This window comes from Melioribacter sulfuriphilus (assembly GCF_052656625.1).
On record NZ_JBQXXK010000002.1, the window covers coordinates 137030 to 155315 of the forward strand.

The window sequence follows — 18286 nt, forward strand, 5'->3', positions numbered from 1 at the left end:
TTGATAGTGCGTAACAGACTTTTGAATTAATTGGATAAAGCACCACGATCTTTCAAGGAAGGAAAAATTTGTAGTTTAAATAGGCAGAAATGAAATTCTGATTGTAAAGAATATGCAGTTTACCGAACTCTTGCTTTGCTTCGAAAACAACCTAATTGGTTAACTCAACGATCGTGTAATTACAATTATTTAATCAAAACGATCTTTTGTGTGTTAATAAATCCGTTCAGATTGTAATTGACGAAATATGTACCACTTGTTAAGCCTAATTTATCTGCATTCAGGTAATACGAATGTTTGCCGGGCGCCTGAATTTCGTCCAGGAGCACCGCGATTTCCTGGCCGAGGATATTATAAAGTCTAACTACAACTCTGCCGAATTCTGGCAGCGACCATTCAAGTGTAGTGCCTGGGTTAAAAGGATTTGGATAGTTCTGAGCAATCACAAAACGATTTGTTATGCCATTTAAATCATTTTCCATTTTAGTAATTATTTCTTTACCATCAGATGGAGTTGGTAATTTTTTTGATGTATATAGATGAAACTCGCCTGGTTGAAGACTAATAAACGAACTTCCATTTTCGACAAGCACGCTATCGCCGGTAAAATAGTCATACCAGTATCCATTCTGGGAAAAAGAATAATTTGCAGAGCGGGATAAGACGTCGAAGTTACCGATGATTTTCACATTCACAACAGAATCGAGTAGAGTTATTTCTTTTGTCGGTCCGGTTACATTCATGTTAAAATCGTCGGTCGAAAAGACTGAATAATTTTTTTTCAATTTTATTAGTTCTGCAAAAAAGCGGAAAAGTTTCTGTCGTTCAGATTGTTGAGGCTGCGTATAATAGTCCCATCGAATTGGTTTTTCACCAAGCCGTCCATTGTAATCAATTGAATAGTCGTATCCCAATTCTTCGAATTGCCACAGCATTTTAGGTCCTGGAACTGTAATAAAAAATGCAGCTGCTAACTTTATTCTCGAGAGAGCATAATTCAATTTTTTAATATCGTAATCGCCATAAGAATTCCCCCAATTTAAATTTTTATACATCAACCTTTCCTCGTCATGACTTTCCATATATCCGACCAGGTAAGGTTTTGAAAACCCCTGTGCTTTATAGGAAATTCTATAGAAGTTTGACTTGCCGCTATCGTTCCATCCCATTGCAGCTTCCGAATAATTATAATTCAGATTTCCCCAGAGCATCATACCATAATTAGATAGTTCTTTTTCTTCACGATCTTCTGCAAAGTGTTCAAGGATAACGTAAGCCTCTGGGTCAACTTTCCAGACTTTATCGGCCATTCTTTTCAATATTTTAATGCGTGCAGCGTCATAACTGCTGCCGTCGCCTGGAGTGTTCGTAAGCCCTTTTGTGAAGTCGAATCTGAATCCGTCTACTTTAAATTCACTTAACCAGTAAGATGTAACTCTGTCAACATAATATTTTGTGTTGTTGCTTTCGTGATTGAAATCGTAGCCCCACGAAAAAACAGGATTGGGTGACACCTGATTAAACCACGGATTATTAGCGGCTGGTCTTCCCTGAGTAGTGTCCCAGTACATTCTCACCATTGGGTTTAATCCGTAAACGTGATTCAAAACAACGTCTAAAATCACTGCAATATTATTGGCATGACAGGAATCGATAAATTCTTTCAACTTTTCTGCAGGGCCATAATATTTATCTACTGCAAAATGCATCATGGAATTATATCCCCAGCTTGAATTACCTTCGAATTCCATAACTGGCATAAGTTCAACTGCATTCACACCGAGTTTTTTAAAGTAACCAATTGTGTCGATCAAAGTAGCAAAGCTGTGGGTTTGTACAAAATCTCTCACCAGCATTTCATAAATAACAAGCTTCTCTTTTGGTGGTTTATTGAAATCAGTTACTTTCCAATTGTAATTTTTCGGAGTTGTATTGAAAACTCCTACGATGTTTTCCGTTTTACCGTAAGGATATGCTTTCAAATTTGGATAGATTGTTACTGGTATCTCAGCGTCGTTCCACGGGTCAAGTATTTTTTCAGAATAGGGATCCGGTATTCTTAAGCTACCATCTATAAGATATTGAAACGCATACTCTTTACCTGGTTCCAAATTACTTAATTTAGTCCAGTAAATTACGCTATCGGGTCGTATCTGGTATCGATTCATCAAATAATTGTTATCTACTTTCCAGTCGTTAAAATCGCCGAGCAGATAAATAAATTTTTTATAAGGGGCAAACAGGACAAGATAAATTCCGTCGTCCCTATAATTAATTCCATGTTGAAGACCTTCGGGCAGTTGCATTTCGGGAATTTGCGGAACATTGACAATGGCAAAGATGGCTGTATCTTTCTGGCCGAAAATGCTTTCGGCAATTATCCTGACCAGGTTTGTGTGTTGATTCGGATTAGGTACAAAAGTATACTCTATGGAATCTGTAAATGATTGACCGACTAATTGATCGTTAATGATCATATTGATACTTTTTGTAGATGTGCCGATTGCAACACTTCTTGCAGAAATCTGCACCTGCTTGTTGTCGGCAATAAAATAAGGAGAACGCATCGGGTCACCAAAATAATTAGCGGCTTGTGGTGATTTCAATACTACTGTAATTCCTGGATCATAAATCGGCACAAATATATCTTCGGTTTGTTTTGAACCGTCGCTACTTCTTAAAACAAAACAGAGTTGAGTAATATCTACCGAAGGATTACTAACATTATAAAACTTTCTCGGGTTTTCGATTGTAATCCGATAAACGTTTTCTGTGATTCTTGTGAGTTTGGGCTGGACTGAATTATTACCCCAATTGCCGATTACATTTTGCCAAGCCGTTACATTCCCCTTATTATCCCTCAATGTAACGCCAGTATGAGCATATACATCACCTTGATAACCTGCAATTTTATTTTGATGAGTTGCATTAGTTACATCAAATGTAATTGTAATTGTGTCGGTCTGGATTGGATATTGTGGTATGGTATAAAATTGAGTGCCTGAACTGCTCTGGGCAAGAATCAATTCCGTAATTAAAAAAATCCATACAAGTATACTTTTTTTCATATCAATTCACTCTTATAATTTTTGAAAGGAGCCCTTATTCAGGGCTCCAATAATTTAATTATTTAATGAGAAGCATTTTCATCGTTCTGGTAAATGTTGAAGTTTTGAGAGTATAGAAATAAATTCCGCTGCTTAATTTCGACCCAATAAAATCAACTTCGTAGCTGCCAGCATTCATTTCTTTATTTACAAGAACGGCTACCTCTTCTCCTAAAGCGTTAAATACTTTAAGTGTGACGAAGTCGCTGTTTGGTATTGTAAATCTAATACGTGTAGTCGGATTGAAAGGATTGGGGTAATTTTGCTCGAGAGTAAAATTATTTGGAACAGAGGATTGAATTTCACGAATATCTGTCGGCAGACCTTCTGGCCAACTTTCTACCTGATCTGATTTATCTTCTTGATCTGTCCAGTTATCGAGAGGAGCAGTATACGGTTGGACGAACTGACGCGAGCCGGTCATAGCACAATAACGAACACGGTATGCATTTTTACCATATCCGGCTGTTTCCTGTTTGAAAGTGCCATCGCTAGCTCTCTGGAAAGCATATCTATACTCGAATGCATTGATACCGGGTCCAGAAACAGTCAATGTACCTTCATATATTTTATCGCCATCGGGGTCAGTCAATTCAAAATAGGTTTGTTCATCGCTATCTTCCCAACCCATCAATTTACTAAACAGAGGTTGTTCACTTATCCAGTATACTTTATCTCCTGGTTGCATAGGTTCGCCTGTTTTATCTGGGTCCATAGCATCGGCCATATTCACGCGAAAAGTAACTGAAATTTGTTGACCTTCAGGAATAACGAACTGTGGAAATACATCGTCATAGTAAACCATGTCGAGCACCTGATCGTTGGAACCTTCGAAAATTGCTTCTCTATTTCCCCCACCCATCGAAAGTGGTCTTTCCCAGCCATCAACCCAAATTTCGCCTGCTGTATCTGCTAAAGAAACATAATATTTGAATTGAAGTACTGAATTTACTTCGTATTTTTCAAATGGTACCTGCAAGAACCAATTGCTCGGGAAAAGTGGGTCCTGATTCATATGCGAACGTGCAGGGTCACTATCACTCCATCCGTTGAATCCTCCCCTTACCTGCAATTGATCGACAGCCGGATCATAAACTCCAAGTTCTTCCAGTACACTCATATCAACATTAAAAGTAATGTTGCCATCTGCAAGTTGTACATTTGGATTTACATCATTGAAATATCTTTCAATAACGTTTTCTCCATCTTGCACAAAGTAAGTTCTGTTCGGATCTCCTTCCCACGTTGTACCGCCGCTTTTATTAGTATAGAGGAATTTGTAGTTGATTGTTTGTCCTGAATTGATTTCGACGGTTTTTGAATAAACCGAGTCATTGTCGTCATCAGTTAACTCATCTTGAGAAGTACTCCAATTGTTGAAGCTACCGGCGACAAATACTTTACCCGTGCCGGGTATGAGTTCGCCTTGTTTAATTGGAAGTCTCATATCGGCTTTAAAGGTTACCTGGGCGGGATTTCCAGATGGCATTGGGATATCATCATAGTAGACAACGTCGAGTACAAGGTCAGAAGCAACATTATCTACAACACGATTACTAATTGATTCCCAACCGCCATTTGTAGCATTAGCTCCATTGTGAAAGAATTTGTATTCGAGCTTACCAGCGGGTACTTGAGCAGTTACCTCGTAAATTTTGTCCCCGTCGGCATCTGCCATAGGTGTTTCTCCCCAAGAATTGAAACTACCTCTTACTGATACCTGATTCGAGGCGGGGTCGAATTTACCTTTGGCAATCTCCACGCTCATATCAACTTTGAAAGTTACATTATAATTCTGAGCCTTAAGAGATGCAAAGGCAAACAGCAATATGAAAAATGGAATTAGTTTTTTCATGATACCTCCATGTTACATTAAATGAATTAATAATTTAGTTTGGTTAAAAACCAATAGTTACTCCAAAGCTGTGGATATTATCGAGATATTGATATTTTTGATACGAGTAATCAACCATAATTCTCAAAACTCCGAATTGATAGTTGATACCTGTACCCAATGTTAATCCCTCCTGATTATCTTTCAGGAAGAGTCCTTTATATCCACCTCTCAGGCAAAAAAGATTATTGAAAAGCGATAGTTCTCCCCCAATATTTACCCATTGATTATTGTCGTTCGGGTGTATTGCATCTACAGAAAAAACAAATTTTTGATCATTGAGAAATTGGAATTCTTTTGATATTCCGATTTGCAATCTTAATGGCAATTCGAATTCTTCAGTTTTATAATAAGCATCGAGTGTTTCGTTATTGCCTGCTCGTTGCGGGTCGGAGTCGTGCCGAATAAGAAGATCTTCTCCCTCCATTTTCATTTTAGAACCGTAATTTGTTATGCTGCTGGCAAATCGGATTCCATAAAAAGGTGTATTGAAAATCGTACCAATGTCAAAGCCGATGCCTTCTGCAGTTGAATTAAATATATTTTCTCTTATATACTTCACATTGACGCCAATCGAAAAATCCTGTGTTATAAATCGACCGTATGAAATACCAAATGCATAACTGCCGGCACTGAATGTTTCACCGGTACCTTCGGGGTAATACTCAGTAGTTACTTCCATATCGCCTATAGTTAGAGCAGTAACATTGAAACCAAAAGAACCGTAGTCTCCTGCTGGAATAACCACTCCGAAGTAATTAACGTTTAAATCGGCAAACATTTTTGTATAAGTAAAAGTAGCCTGAATTTCCTTCATATAAGAAATTCCAGCTGGATTCCAATACATACTTGTAACGTCGTTAGCAACCGAGCTGTACGCTGAACCCATTGCATTTGCTCTGGGTCCAATTCCTATACTAAGGAATTTAGCCGCTGTTGTACCTGTTTTGGTAACCTTCTGAGCTTGCAGTGGATAAACGCTTAATATGCAGAAGATTAAAACAGTCAATAGATATTTTATATTCACGTTTTTACTCCTTAAAATTTTCATCTCGCTTACTCCCAGTTATTTAATTATGGCGAATTTACCGGTTTTACTTCCGATTCCTGGCGCATCGACATGATAGATATAAACGCCATACGAAACCGAGAGATTATCTTTAGTTAACAAATTCCATTCAGCTGAACCATCGTTATATGGGCTTTCATGTTCGATCACATCTACCAGTTCACCATTTACTGTAAAAATTCGGATTGTACATTTACTGGGTAAGTGTGTAAAATGAATGGAACGAGGACCTCTACCACTGGAGTACGGATTTTTTGGCTCCCACAACGCTGTTGCTACATACGGATTCGGAACCACTTTAATATTGTCGAGTTCCGCTTTTGCTTTTTCCGTATCGATGTATCCCTTCCTTGCCACGAATCTAAATTTATCGCTCGAAAGGAATGGCTTTTTCAATTTAATAGTAATAATGTCACCTGCTTGAGGCAATCGTGTGCCATTTGTCGGATTTGGAGTATCCAGCAGATAGAACCACCAAGTATAAACTGGAATATTGTTTTTATCAGGTTCTACAAAAATAATCCTGTCACGCTTTGCTCCGTTGGTAGACAACTTACCATCGTTTCCATCTACTTCTACAAAGATAAAATCGATATATTCATTTCTACTTAAATTGAACACTTTGAAATTGACAGGTTTGGCAGGAAAAACATTATTGCCGAGTTTTCCTTCTATCGATGTTCCGAATCCCAGCTCACCAAATTCAATTCTGTAGTCATTGGGTCTTTCTTCGCCTTTGAGACCTGTAGGCCATACGAATTTTTCAAATTGATAATTCACAATTGTCGAGTCGCTCCATTTTGATTCAGAGCGGTTTAATTCAACTCTGCTTTCATTCTTAAACTTCAGTCTGAAACCATCTACTATCGGCTGTTCATAAATCTCGCTTATTTGCGTGGATTTGTTGATTACTAATTTGTTTTCTGTAGAATCTATCAGAGAATAATTTTTTGTTGTCAACGTATCGGGCTGTCCAGGACGTTGTGCTGTCTTAATTGTATCTTCGAATACGATATGATAGACGTGGCCTTCTTTGATTTTATTTATATCAACTATTTCATAAGATATCGTACCTGATGTTGAACCTTCTACTCGTGTAATTGTACCAAGCGTGGGTTCAATATAACCAGCTGCAGGAGCTTCTGGAGTAACTCTTACAACGTTAGAACCAAGTTTAACACTTCCATCCTGTTGTAACGAAACACGTATTGGAGATTCAGAAGGTATAATTTGTCCTTCAGGATAACCGAAGTCATAAGCTACCAGAGCATAATAATATGTAAAGCCATTTTGAACTGTTGTGTCTACGAACGAATGTTTAATTCCAGAATCGGTACCTAAGAAATACTTTACTCCGTCTATGCCAACAGGATCGAATCCCTGAATACCGTCTACCAGGTCGAATTGTGCAATTGGGGTTTTAAATTGTCTGTTTCCATAACCGTTAGTTATATTTTCCGCATCCTGAAAAGCGGGATCCGAAGACCTGTAGAGTTTATAGCCTTCAAAATCGTGACCGTTGCCACCAATTGCATCTATATATTGATCAAAAGAGGATTCTGCTACGTCGTCCCAATAAAGAGTAACTTTATTATCACCCGGAATTGCAGTTAGAGTTGGAATTAGAGGTGCGTTTGCAAAGCGGTAATCGTTATTATAGGTTTCCTGAGCGCGTACTCTTTTACGTAAAATCTCCTGTTTTCTGAATTGCCCGTTGGGATCTGGAACAGGGCCATTGGCCAGCAAAACAACCAATGATATAGGTTCTGTTTGTCCAGCTTTCAAGGGGAAAAGACTTGAAGACACAAATAAGTCATATTCACCTGCTACGACTTCCTGAGGGTCATAGAACTTACCTGGAATCATAAAGTCGAACCACATTTGAGCATCGCTGTTGATATTCAAACCACCTGCAGGTACATAATCGGCATTAGTTATACCGATCTGATCTGTTTCGCTTACGTCTGTAACGTCAACATTTGGTTCTCCAGGCAATCCTAAACGTGCACCAGAAGTTGGATGCGAATCATTTTCGCCTGGGTCACCCGATTGAGCAACTCCATCTAAACCCACATCGTCTCTCATCGGATCCCAATCGTAATCATTATCAATACCATCATTTCGAGCCTCATCTATTAATACATCGATGCCATCATCAATCCCTTCGTCAATTGATCCGTCGTTGTTATTATCCACTCCATCAGCATATTTCATTCCTAAAGTCGAAGCTACCACATTATAGAGAATGATTTTATCATTAACTCTGTATCTGAAGTAAGGAGCATCTTGAGCAGCGGCGTTGATCATTTGTTGTGTAATTACAGGACTGCCTCCTTCGCCGTCGTTATCGTTATCGATTCCATCTTTAAATGGGAATCCTAGTTTATCTTGTGTTACCATAATTAAATGGATCTGTCCTTTCTGGAATTCATCCAGCGGTGGCCAAATATTCCATTTAACCCCAGAAACCTGGTTAATCATTTCTTGTGTGACAGTTGGACTATTGGCTTCCACTTTAAATCGTGGATGTTTGGTTACATATTCCGGATCTACGGGTTGAGCTATACGGTCAGCATAAGTAACGCCGCGTTGAACTCCGAAAGGAATGTGAGTTTGATTTTCGTCGATAAGACCGTTTCCGTTGTCGTCAACGAGATTATCAGGAGTTTCACCCTCGAGCATCTCAGCAGAAATAAAATTGTTTAATTCAGGGCTATCGCCGTCATTGTCTATTCGATCGGTGGCATTACCAGGAGTTTCGAGGAATGAAACAGCTACAATTCCGACAGGATCGGAACCGAATGTAGGCGCTTTGTGGTCGTTATCTCTCGACCATGCAATATCTTCGAGCAAGTCGAACTCGGAAATATCATCCTGAGAATCACCGTCTCCGCCTACGAAATCGGCATACCATACCGTCACGCCAACTTTATTGATATCCCTTGTGCCATCATTTTTGATGTAATGCAATAAATAGAGAGCGTCTTCGACAAGTACTTGTGACCAGGCAAGTGCACGAACATCAAGGAGAATGCCGAGACCTTTACGTGTCATGTCAGTAGTGTCGGGGAAATAGTTCACATAGCGGTCATATTTATCGTCAGAGGCTCTGTAGAACATTTCCTGGTCAGCGTTAAATACATTCTTACCAAAATATCCATTCCATGAACCTGGCCAGCCGGGGTCAACTTCATCGTTCATTTTATCCGGCCAGAAAGCGGGCCAAGTTTCTTCATCCACACTCGTTGCAATTTCATTTTTCTTTTCGTTGAAATATCCTGGTACAGGCTCGAAATTCCATGTTTTCCCTTCCGGAGATTGACGGAAATTAAAGACGTCTATAATCCTCTGTCTTTCGCCTGCATTATCGATAACTTCACCACCGACAAATACTCCCTGCATAGCCAGATATACTTGACCGGTATTTTTAGGCCATTCGTATGGAGTTTGAACAGAGATGGGATACTGTCCACCTTCTCTTCCAGTCATTCCGAAATTAAATACCGTAGTCCTGATACGGTTTCCTTCCATCTGTCCTTTAGTTCTTTTGGTCGGGTCGCCTCTTTCTTTACCCGGAGTATATTGTGCATAAATATTAACAGTCATCATCATGGAAACAATTATGCATAAAATTTTGATGCTCTTGTTCATATCAGTTCTCCTGCTTTCCATTAAAATGATAATTCTAAACCAAATTGAATTAAACGCGGCTCACCGTAGTTAGTGGGATACCGCAAATATTCTTCTACCGAATTAGGACGTTTAGGATCGTCGCCCACATTTCTTCCTTCTGTCGTATAATCGGGTTTACCGGTATCGCCGAAAACGTTAACTACCACACGTGTATCGAATAAATTAAATACATTCAAAAACGATGTAAGGGAGATACCGGCGATATCAAATGTTTTGTGTAGTCTAAGGTCAAAAACATGTTGCGTAGGTCTACGCCTGCTATTTCTTTGCAACCCAGAAGTTATTCCCCTGTCTGCGATATACTGTGTAATAGAAGGAGTATATGGCAATCCAGTGCCGTATCTGGCAATAAGAGATGCGCCCCAATCATTGTCTCCCACAAAGAAAGAGAGGTTAACAAGATGTCTCTGATCCCAGTCGAGCGGAATTAAATACAATGTCGGTTCGTTATTGCCAAGTTGTGCATAAAATTCATCTTCTGGGTTGGAATTGCTACCTTCGGCTACCTGATAAGTATAATTAAGGTCGATAGCATAATGATTGCTGAAACGTTTATTAAGATTTAATGTAATCCCTTTCACATTAGAATAATCTTTATTTATATAGGTAGAATAACTAACAAGATTTCGAGTGATTATAAGTGGACCTGCAGTAATCCAATTTCTTATGTCGCGATAAAATGTAGTTACATCTACAGTATAATCCTCGAAAAATTGTTGCCTGAGTCCGATTTCGTACATAACAGTGCTCTGTGGCTTGAGGTCTGGATTGCCGTACGGTCCATAAGCGCTTCCAGTATTGGGCACGTAATACGGCCCGCGATTGTAGAGATACTGGAACGTGGGCACCTGTAAAAATTGTCCGTATGAAAAATGTAATACTCCTTTGTCACTAATTGGATATGCAATACCGAAGCGAGGACCAATAGCCCATTTCGGTGTTGCATTTTTATAAAAATATGGTTCTCTTTCTTCGATGCTCAAAGCTGCAAGTTCTTCTCTTAACGGTAAATAAATGTTTGGATCTGTTGGGTCTACCAATACTTTGGCATTCGAATTAAAATAATCGAGACGAACACCGATGTTAATAATCACACTTTCATACTCGATTTTATCCTGAATATATGCAGAAAATTCATACGGTGTATTCGAATATTTTGTTCTATTCGGTGTATTCTCTGCAGGTATTGAAGGTACAAAAGGTTCTACAGGCACACCATTTACTCTCAAGGGCTCCAAATTATAATCGTCCACGTCAATTTTATGCCAGCGTCCTTCAACCCCAAATTTTACAAGATGTTTATCCGTAATCTGGCTTGTAAAATCGAATTTACCGATAAGTGAATTTGTACTTCTGAAGAATCTGTGAAGATTTGTGCCTTTTGATGCAAAGGCATAGCTTACTGTAATTAAAGAATCGGGATGCAAATATCTTGAGTCAAGAGGATCTTCGTAGAGCCATTCGTTAAATTCCTTAAAAAAATTGGAAACTTTAACAGTATAATAAGTCCTGCTCGAAAGTGTATGAGTAAGAGTAAATGTTGCATTATAGCTATCCGAAAATTTATTAACGTCGCCATCAGGATTTAATTTAAAGAAATGATTATAATCTCTAAAATCCTCAGTAGAATAGAGCAATTCGGCATTCATTTTAATTGCAGAAGTTGCCCATAAACTAAGATTCAACTGGCCTAAAAAACGTTTATTCCAGTTCATTGGGACCAGCTCGCCGTCGCCAGTTGTACCGTCTGGATTAAATTTTCTTATACCATAAAGATAACCGTCGTCATAGACGTATCTTGCATTTGAAAAGAAAGTAAGTTTATTATTAGTAAATGGTATGGGACCACTCAAACTGCCCTGGAAATTATAATTTGCAACTGGATTAAATTTGTCGATCCCAGTAAAATATTTAGTAAAATTCGAAAGATAATCGCTGGTGTAGACTTTAACATTGGCATCGTATTTTGAACTGCCTTCTTTTGTTACAACGTTAATAATTCCAGAAAGAGCCTGTCCGTATTCTGCATTGAAGGTACCGCTTATAACTTGCAATTCCTGGACGCTACTGTTGTCAATTTCAATACCACGGCTGTTGTCGAAAGCATCGGTAACCGAGATACCGTTAACCCAGTAAGCAATTTCAGAAGATCGCCCGCCACGAATATGAAATTCGCCCCCTGCTCCTTTTGTGACACCTGCTTGAAGTTGCAATACGTCGTTTAATTCAGTCACAGGTAAATTGCTTATCTCCTCGGAAGTAACTTTAGCCTGACTGGAAGTAATGTCTTTCTGGATGCCATAAACATCTGCACTAACTACAATATCTCCAAGTGTAACAGCAGATTCTTCCATTTCTACATTCTGTACAGTTGTAAGATCAATCGATATTTTTACATCGTTTACAATTACGGTTTGATAACCAACGAACTGATATTTAACAGTATATTTCCCCGGCGGTATATTAAGAATAATGTAATTTCCATCAATATCAGTTGCCCCGCCGATTGTTGTGCCTTCCAGAATAATATTAACAAGCGGAAGTGGTTCCCCCGTCTTTTTATCGGTTACTTTTCCGACCAGTTTACCGGTCGTTCCTCCTTGAACAACCTGCACAATAGATATTATCATTACTATTACAATCGATAATACTTTTTTCATATTATGACTCCTCTAATATTTCAATTTCACTCAATAATTTTTCATTTATTTTGATATCTATATTTTTCTTTTTCCCGTTTATGTATTGTTCCATTATCATTTTTGACTTTTCTTTTTTGAGCAATCTTTCCGCACTATCTTTTACCTGTTCATAAGGTATCAATCCACCTTCTTTCTTGCCCAAAAGTTTAACTATTGCGTATCCATTTCCAGTTTTGACCGGTCCTATCAGCTCACCTGGTTCGGCGTTTAATAAGTTGTCTTTAAGAATTCCAAAATTAGAAGCAGCTGTAAAATCGACCACTCCTTCATTTACCGCAGTGGACTTTCGCACTGAATATTCTTTTGCCAGTTTGCCAAAATTGTCGTTATTGTCGAGCCATTTACGAATAGTATCTGCCAATTCTTTATTTTCTACTACTATTTCTTGAACTTTTAGCAAAGGCTCTTTTTTGAAATATTGTGGATTCTCCAGATAAAAACGATAAATAGCACTATCTGCAAATTTATACGCGTTATGAATCTCTTCACGTTTATATTTCAGGAAGAGATTTTTATGATATTTCTCGATAACCTTCTCTACTTCTAACTCTTTATCATAGCCTCTTTCAGCGGCAGTACTTAATAATATTCCTTGTAAAATAATTCCTTTTATAACTGTTTCAAGGGAGTGTGTATCTGTAATTTTAGTTCGATGATAACTTGGTATGGCATTAATTTCGTTGTATAGTTCTGCTACTGAATATGCTTTACCGTTGTATTCTGCACAAACATCTGCCGCATCATTATTAAATTGTTCTTTATTGTCTGCCTTTAATAGTAAGTAGTAAAGTTTATTAATTCCTGCCTGGTTGAATTTGATTTTATCGAAATTAATCATGTTGTTCATATAATTTAACTCGGCATCGCGTTTTTTACGTAAACGTACTACCTGCATCATGTGTGATTTCTTTTTTTGAAATTCCCATTCGGTAATTATTGGCAATGTAACTTTGTCTTCGAGTTTAATAATACTATATCCATATTTTGTCTTCACTGGTGTAGAAATTTCACCAATTTTCATTTTGTATGCAGCATCTTCAAATGCGGGGTCCATATCGCCCCAACTAAAGTATCCCAGATATCCACCGTTATTAGCAAGTAAACTATCCGTAAAAATAGTTTTAGCAAGAGAATCAAAATCAGCGCCGTTACGAAGAAGCTCATATAAACTATCTGCTTCTTCTTTTGTAAAAGCAAAGAGATGTCTCGCAGCTACTTTTTGATTTGTCTTTAAGAATGCGTCTCGCAATTCTTCTTCAGTAGCGGTTATTTTTGCATAAATTTCACGGTCTTTCAAGTAAGCTAATATAGTCTGCTTTCTTGCCCATTCGAGCTCTTTATTGTATTCTGGATTATTAAAAATTGCACTGTTGTCATCATAATAATAAAGTAGAATTTCATTGATCATATTGTTCAAAATTGCTTTACGCGTAGTAATATTGTCTTTAATGCCGGAAGCCAATAAATATTCTTCATAACGCGAAACAAAATCATTTACATTAATAATTTTTTCGCCTACTACTGCCAATGCTGAATCTTTATGTTGAGCAGTAGCCAGCTTGAATGTTACAAGTAAAGAGACAATCAAAATTAAATACTGTTTACTATTCATAATTTCTACTTTAATATCATTATCTGATAACCATTTAATGAAATTTTTCCGCTGCAATTTATTGCCTTTCCCGTAATCAGGTCGGTCTTTGTATTCGTCTGGTTAATTTCAATTTCCTTTTGCTCGTTATCGATATTAGCAACTACAATAATTTCTTCTTCGCCTAAAATTCTTTTGTATGCCAGTATATTTTTCTCAGCTAATTTGTCATTGAATTCGAGAGTACCAATTGCTAAAACTTTATTGTCCTTTCTAATTGCCGCCATTTTTTTATACCAATCAAAAAGCGATTGGTCAAAAAAGACTGAATCTGCAGGTCGGGCTTTTCCAGATGGATGCGATTTCTCGACTTCATAATTTAATTCCTTCCAGATCATCGGCTTACGACAGTCGGGGTCATCGCCACCCCACATTCCAGCTTCGTCGCCGTAGTAAATGTGAGGCGCACCTGGAAGCGTAAATTGCAATGCAACTGCAAGTTTTTGTTTTTCTCTTTCGATTTCATTTGGTTTCCTTACATCGAAGTCGGGATTTTGTCCAGGATTGCCCGATTGGTCATACATATTATCGGGATTAACAATCAAGGAAGCCAGCCGTTCGGTATCATGACTTCCCATTAAATTCATCATTGCATAAAAATTAATACCGTATTGTTTCATCATAGTATTAACAGTGTCGATGAAACCATCTACACCAGTAAAAAACTTTTTCGAAAAAATGAGGTCTTTAACCGCGCGCGTAAATCTGTAATTCATTACTGCATCGAACTGAGTTTGTAACCATGGAGCAGCATTAAACATTTCATTATTGTTCCAGTTCTTCCACCATACTTCACCGACCAGATAAGCTTCGGGATTAATTTCCCTGACCCATTTTCTGAATTTAATCCAGAACGTATGATTAACCATTTCTGCTACATCGAGTCGCCAGCCGTCAATACCGTCTTCGGGATTGCCGTCATTGTTTGGATCCATCCATCTCTTTATTATATAATGAATATGTTCCGCAGGCTCTTCAACTATTCCGTTTTCGTCTTCTCTAATTTCAGGTAAATCTTTAACCCCGTACCAGCCTTCATAATCAAATTCGTCTTCAGGTGTTGTGGGATCGTCCCATTTTTTAATTGTATACCAGTTCTTAAAACGGGAATTCTGTTGATTCTTTATTATCTCCTGAAAAGCCCAAAAATTTCTGCCTGTATGATTGAATACTCCATCGATAATTATTTTAATCTCTCTTTTGTGAGCTTCTTTTATCAATTCGAGGAAAAGTTTGTCTGCCGAAGTCCATTGCCAGGAAGAAGGATCTTCTGGATTTTCTTTTTCCCAAACTAGTCGATCGCCTTCAGGATCTGGCCCGAAATTATTATCGATATGGTGGTACATCGAAGCATCGTATTTATGCAACGACGGCGATTCAAAAACAGGGTTGAGATAAATTGCCGTTATCCCAAGTTCTTTTAAATAATCGAGTTTATCAATAATTCCTTTAATATCGCCTCCGTATCTTCTTAAGCCTGCATTTCTGTAAAAGTCGAAACCCGTACTTTCTTCCCATGGTTGGAGTTTATACCAGTCAGAAGTCCAAGGATGAGTTTGCCAGCCTTTTGGTGTAAAATATGGCCAGGCGCCTTCCATGTCTTCTGGCTTTGGATCGTTCGATTTATCCCCGTTATTGAAACGTTCAGGAAAAATTTGATACCAAATTGCTTCTTTTGCCCACTGCGGTGGCTCATCGAATCTTACTTGTCCGAAAATAAACGCAGTCGAAAAGATGATTAAAATCGTTGTAACAAATTTCATATCATTATCCTAATACTTTAATTCAATTGTAATGTTATCCGACACCGGTAGCTGTATGCTTAATTGGTTATTTTCAAAATGGAAATCATCTGTTTTATTGCCGTTGACTGTTAAAGTGCGCGGCTTTTCGACACCTACAAAAAGGAACTCGTATTTTTTGACGCTGCTTTTGTAACCCTTGTGTTCCTTTGTCGCTTTAAGGGATATCTGCTTGCCATTGGTATTAAGAATGAACTTCGTAAGAGAATATTGACCGTTTTTATATTCATAAGAAATGCCATCGTCTTCGTAGAATTGATATTCCGAATTTGCAGTCGGGAATACAAGAAAGCGGAGCGAGTCGATCTCTTTTTCGCCAACGTAGTTAACTACTTCCTGCATTGGAATAATTCCGCCAGCTTTAACAAAAAGTAAAATTTCATCGAGTGGCACTTCTTTAATTATCCACCTGCCGCCGTCGACCACACTGTTGTTTGTCCAATCGTACCACTTTCCTTCGGGTAGATAAAGTTTTTTGAATTTATCGTAAGATATTAAGACGGGAGCTACCAGCAGATTTTCGCCCACCATGAATTGGTATTGAGCCTCGCGACTGTATGAATTTTCATCTTCTGGATAGTTTACAAACATGGCTCTCATAATGGGCAAACCCGTCATCGATGAGTTATAAAATTCATTATATAAGAATGGAAGTAGACGGTATCTCATTTCGATCGCTTTGCGCACGTCTTTTTCAACAAACTCGCTGAAATTATACGGCTCGCGTTGACGGGTATCTACAGCAGAATGACCCCGGAAAAACGGTGTAAAAGCTCCTAATTGATACCATCTTCTGTAAAGATTATCCGAAGGTTCTCCGATAAAACCGCCTACGTCGGAACCAATGAACGGTACACCACTGAGTCCCATACCAAGCGACATTGTACAAGCAAGTATTAGATGTTCGTCGTTGGCAACATTATCACCCGTCCAGACTGCTGCATATCTTTGGATACCAGCATAACCAGCGCGTGTTAAAACAAAATGTCTTCTGTCTGAATATCTTTTTAATCCTTCGGCAGTAGCTCGTGCCATCGACAATGCGTAAACATTATGAATTTTTTTATGTGTGGCTTTATATCCATTATCGTCAAAGAGAACGATATCCGGGAAATTTTGTCCCCATACAGCAGGCTCGTTCATATCGTTCCAGAAACCTTCAACTCCCTGTTTAAGAAAAAGCGATAGTTTGTCGCCCCACCATTCTCGTGTTTCTTTTTTAGTGAAATCCGGGAAATACGCCCAGCTTGGCCATACTTCTCCCTGATAATATTCTCCGTCCGGATATTTTGCAAAGAGGTCCTTTTCAACACCCTCTTTTGCAACAAAATAGTTCGAGTCGACTTTAACTCCTGGATCGATAATCGGTACAACTTTATATCCCATTTCTTTCAAATCCGAAAGCATTTTTTCAGGCTGCGGAAATCGCTCCTTGTTCCAAGTAAATACCCGGTATCCGTCCATATAATGGATGTCAAGATAGAGGACATCACACGGAATATTACTGTCACGGAAAGCTTTCGCAACTCTACGTACCGACGATTCGGGATAATAGCTGTATCTGCTTTGTTGATATCCGAGAGCCCATTTTGGTGGCAATTCCATTCTACCGGTTAATTTAGTATAATCGGAAATAACTCTCTTGATGTCAGGTCCGTATATGAAATAATAATCCATTTCACCTTTCTCTGCTCCGAACCAGTAAAACCGGTTATTGCTTGCCCCAAAATTAAAATGGGATTTGTACGGATTATCAAAGAAGATGCCGTAGGCTTTGTAATCTTTAATCCCGATGAAAAAAGGGATTGACTGATATAATTCGTCCTTGCGTGTATCGTATGCAGGAAAGTCGCTATTCCAGAGAGTATATTGCTTGCCATTCTTTAATAGTCCGTCCGATTTTTCGCCGAGTCCATAAAATCTTTCATTCGTGTTTAATTCTTTGAAACATCTTATGTCGTCGCCGTCGAAAGCAACGCCGAAACTTTTATGATCTGCATTAACAAGATTATTGTCTTTATCGTAGATTGATACACGGCAGGGATTTTTAGAAATCTTTATCTTTAATTCCGATGTGGTAATAACAAATTCATCGCCTGAGTCGTTAAAATCGAAATTGGTTCTTTCTGGCATTTCATAAACAATGGCATAGGAGGGTGCAGCATCGAATTCATTTCTTTGTGTATATCTAAATCTAATTATATTTCGATCCAGAACGTAAAGGTTGAATTTCGCATTATCCAGCACGAACTCAACACGATTGTTTAGCACATTATATTCTTTAACTTTTCCTACAAATTCGAATTCCGCAATAATTTCAACAGATTGAATAACTACCAAAAAAAGGATGACAGCAAATTTTTTCATT

8 protein-coding genes are annotated in these 18286 nt (G+C 38.3%); all 8 read right to left on the reverse strand.

The window, feature by feature from the left end; translation table 11 throughout:
* Window positions 1-185 precede the first annotated feature (185 nt).
* The 8 genes from ACUN8G_RS02545 to ACUN8G_RS02580 are packed head-to-tail and all read right to left on the reverse strand — an operon-like array spanning window position 186 to window position 18285.
* A complete protein-coding gene (locus tag ACUN8G_RS02545) occupies window positions 186-3068 on the reverse strand; it encodes an alpha-amylase family glycosyl hydrolase (RefSeq protein ID WP_437345548.1) in 2883 nt (960 codons plus the stop codon).
* Window positions 3069-3126: 58 nt separating this feature from the next.
* Window positions 3127-4962: a carbohydrate-binding module family 20 domain-containing protein gene (locus tag ACUN8G_RS02550; protein ID WP_437345549.1), complete on the reverse strand. Its 1836-nt coding sequence runs from the start codon at window positions 4960-4962 to the stop codon at window positions 3127-3129.
* A gap of 43 nt (window positions 4963-5005) precedes the next feature.
* The gene (locus ACUN8G_RS02555) at window positions 5006-6028 is read right to left on the reverse strand and encodes a PorV/PorQ family protein (RefSeq protein WP_445480893.1); all 1023 of its coding nucleotides are present in this window, start codon (window positions 6026-6028) and stop codon (window positions 5006-5008) included.
* 39 nt (window positions 6029-6067) lie between these two features.
* Window positions 6068-9721, reverse strand: coding sequence for a hypothetical protein (locus tag ACUN8G_RS02560; protein WP_437345551.1), 3654 nt, complete (start codon window positions 9719-9721; stop codon window positions 6068-6070).
* A 20-nt stretch (window positions 9722-9741) separates the two neighbouring features.
* Window positions 9742-12423, reverse strand: a complete 2682-nt coding sequence (locus ACUN8G_RS02565; protein WP_437345552.1) for a TonB-dependent receptor — start codon at window positions 12421-12423, stop codon at window positions 9742-9744.
* 1 nt (window position 12424) lies between these two features.
* Window positions 12425-14077 carry a peptidylprolyl isomerase gene (locus ACUN8G_RS02570; RefSeq protein WP_437345553.1) on the reverse strand — a complete coding sequence of 551 codons (1653 nt, stop codon included), beginning with the start codon at window positions 14075-14077 and terminating at the stop codon, window positions 12425-12427.
* A 5-nt stretch (window positions 14078-14082) separates the two neighbouring features.
* Window positions 14083-15879 (reverse strand): glycoside hydrolase family 13 protein, encoded by a 1797-nt coding sequence (locus ACUN8G_RS02575; RefSeq protein WP_437345554.1) that lies wholly within the window; start codon window positions 15877-15879, stop codon window positions 14083-14085.
* Between the two features lie 9 nt (window positions 15880-15888).
* Window positions 15889-18285 carry a glycoside hydrolase family 31 protein gene (locus ACUN8G_RS02580; protein WP_437345555.1) on the reverse strand — a complete coding sequence of 799 codons (2397 nt, stop codon included), beginning with the start codon at window positions 18283-18285 and terminating at the stop codon, window positions 15889-15891.
* Window position 18286 lies beyond the last annotated feature (1 nt).

Bases quoted from the DNA above. Each gene is read 5' to 3' on its own strand.
- ACUN8G_RS02565 (WP_437345552.1), bottom strand. From the start codon at position 12,423: ATGAAAAAAGTATTATCGATTGTAATAGTAATGATAATATCTATTGTG.
- ACUN8G_RS02545 (WP_437345548.1), bottom strand. From the start codon at position 3,068: ATGAAAAAAAGTATACTTGTATGGATTTTTTTAATTACGGAATTGATT.
- ACUN8G_RS02550 (WP_437345549.1), bottom strand. From the start codon at position 4,962: ATGAAAAAACTAATTCCATTTTTCATATTGCTGTTTGCCTTTGCATCT.
- ACUN8G_RS02580 (WP_437345555.1), bottom strand. From the start codon at position 18,285: ATGAAAAAATTTGCTGTCATCCTTTTTTTGGTAGTTATTCAATCTGTT.
- ACUN8G_RS02575 (WP_437345554.1), bottom strand. From the start codon at position 15,879: ATGAAATTTGTTACAACGATTTTAATCATCTTTTCGACTGCGTTTATT.
- ACUN8G_RS02560 (WP_437345551.1), bottom strand. From the start codon at position 9,721: ATGAACAAGAGCATCAAAATTTTATGCATAATTGTTTCCATGATGATG.
- ACUN8G_RS02570 (WP_437345553.1), bottom strand. From the start codon at position 14,077: ATGAATAGTAAACAGTATTTAATTTTGATTGTCTCTTTACTTGTAACA.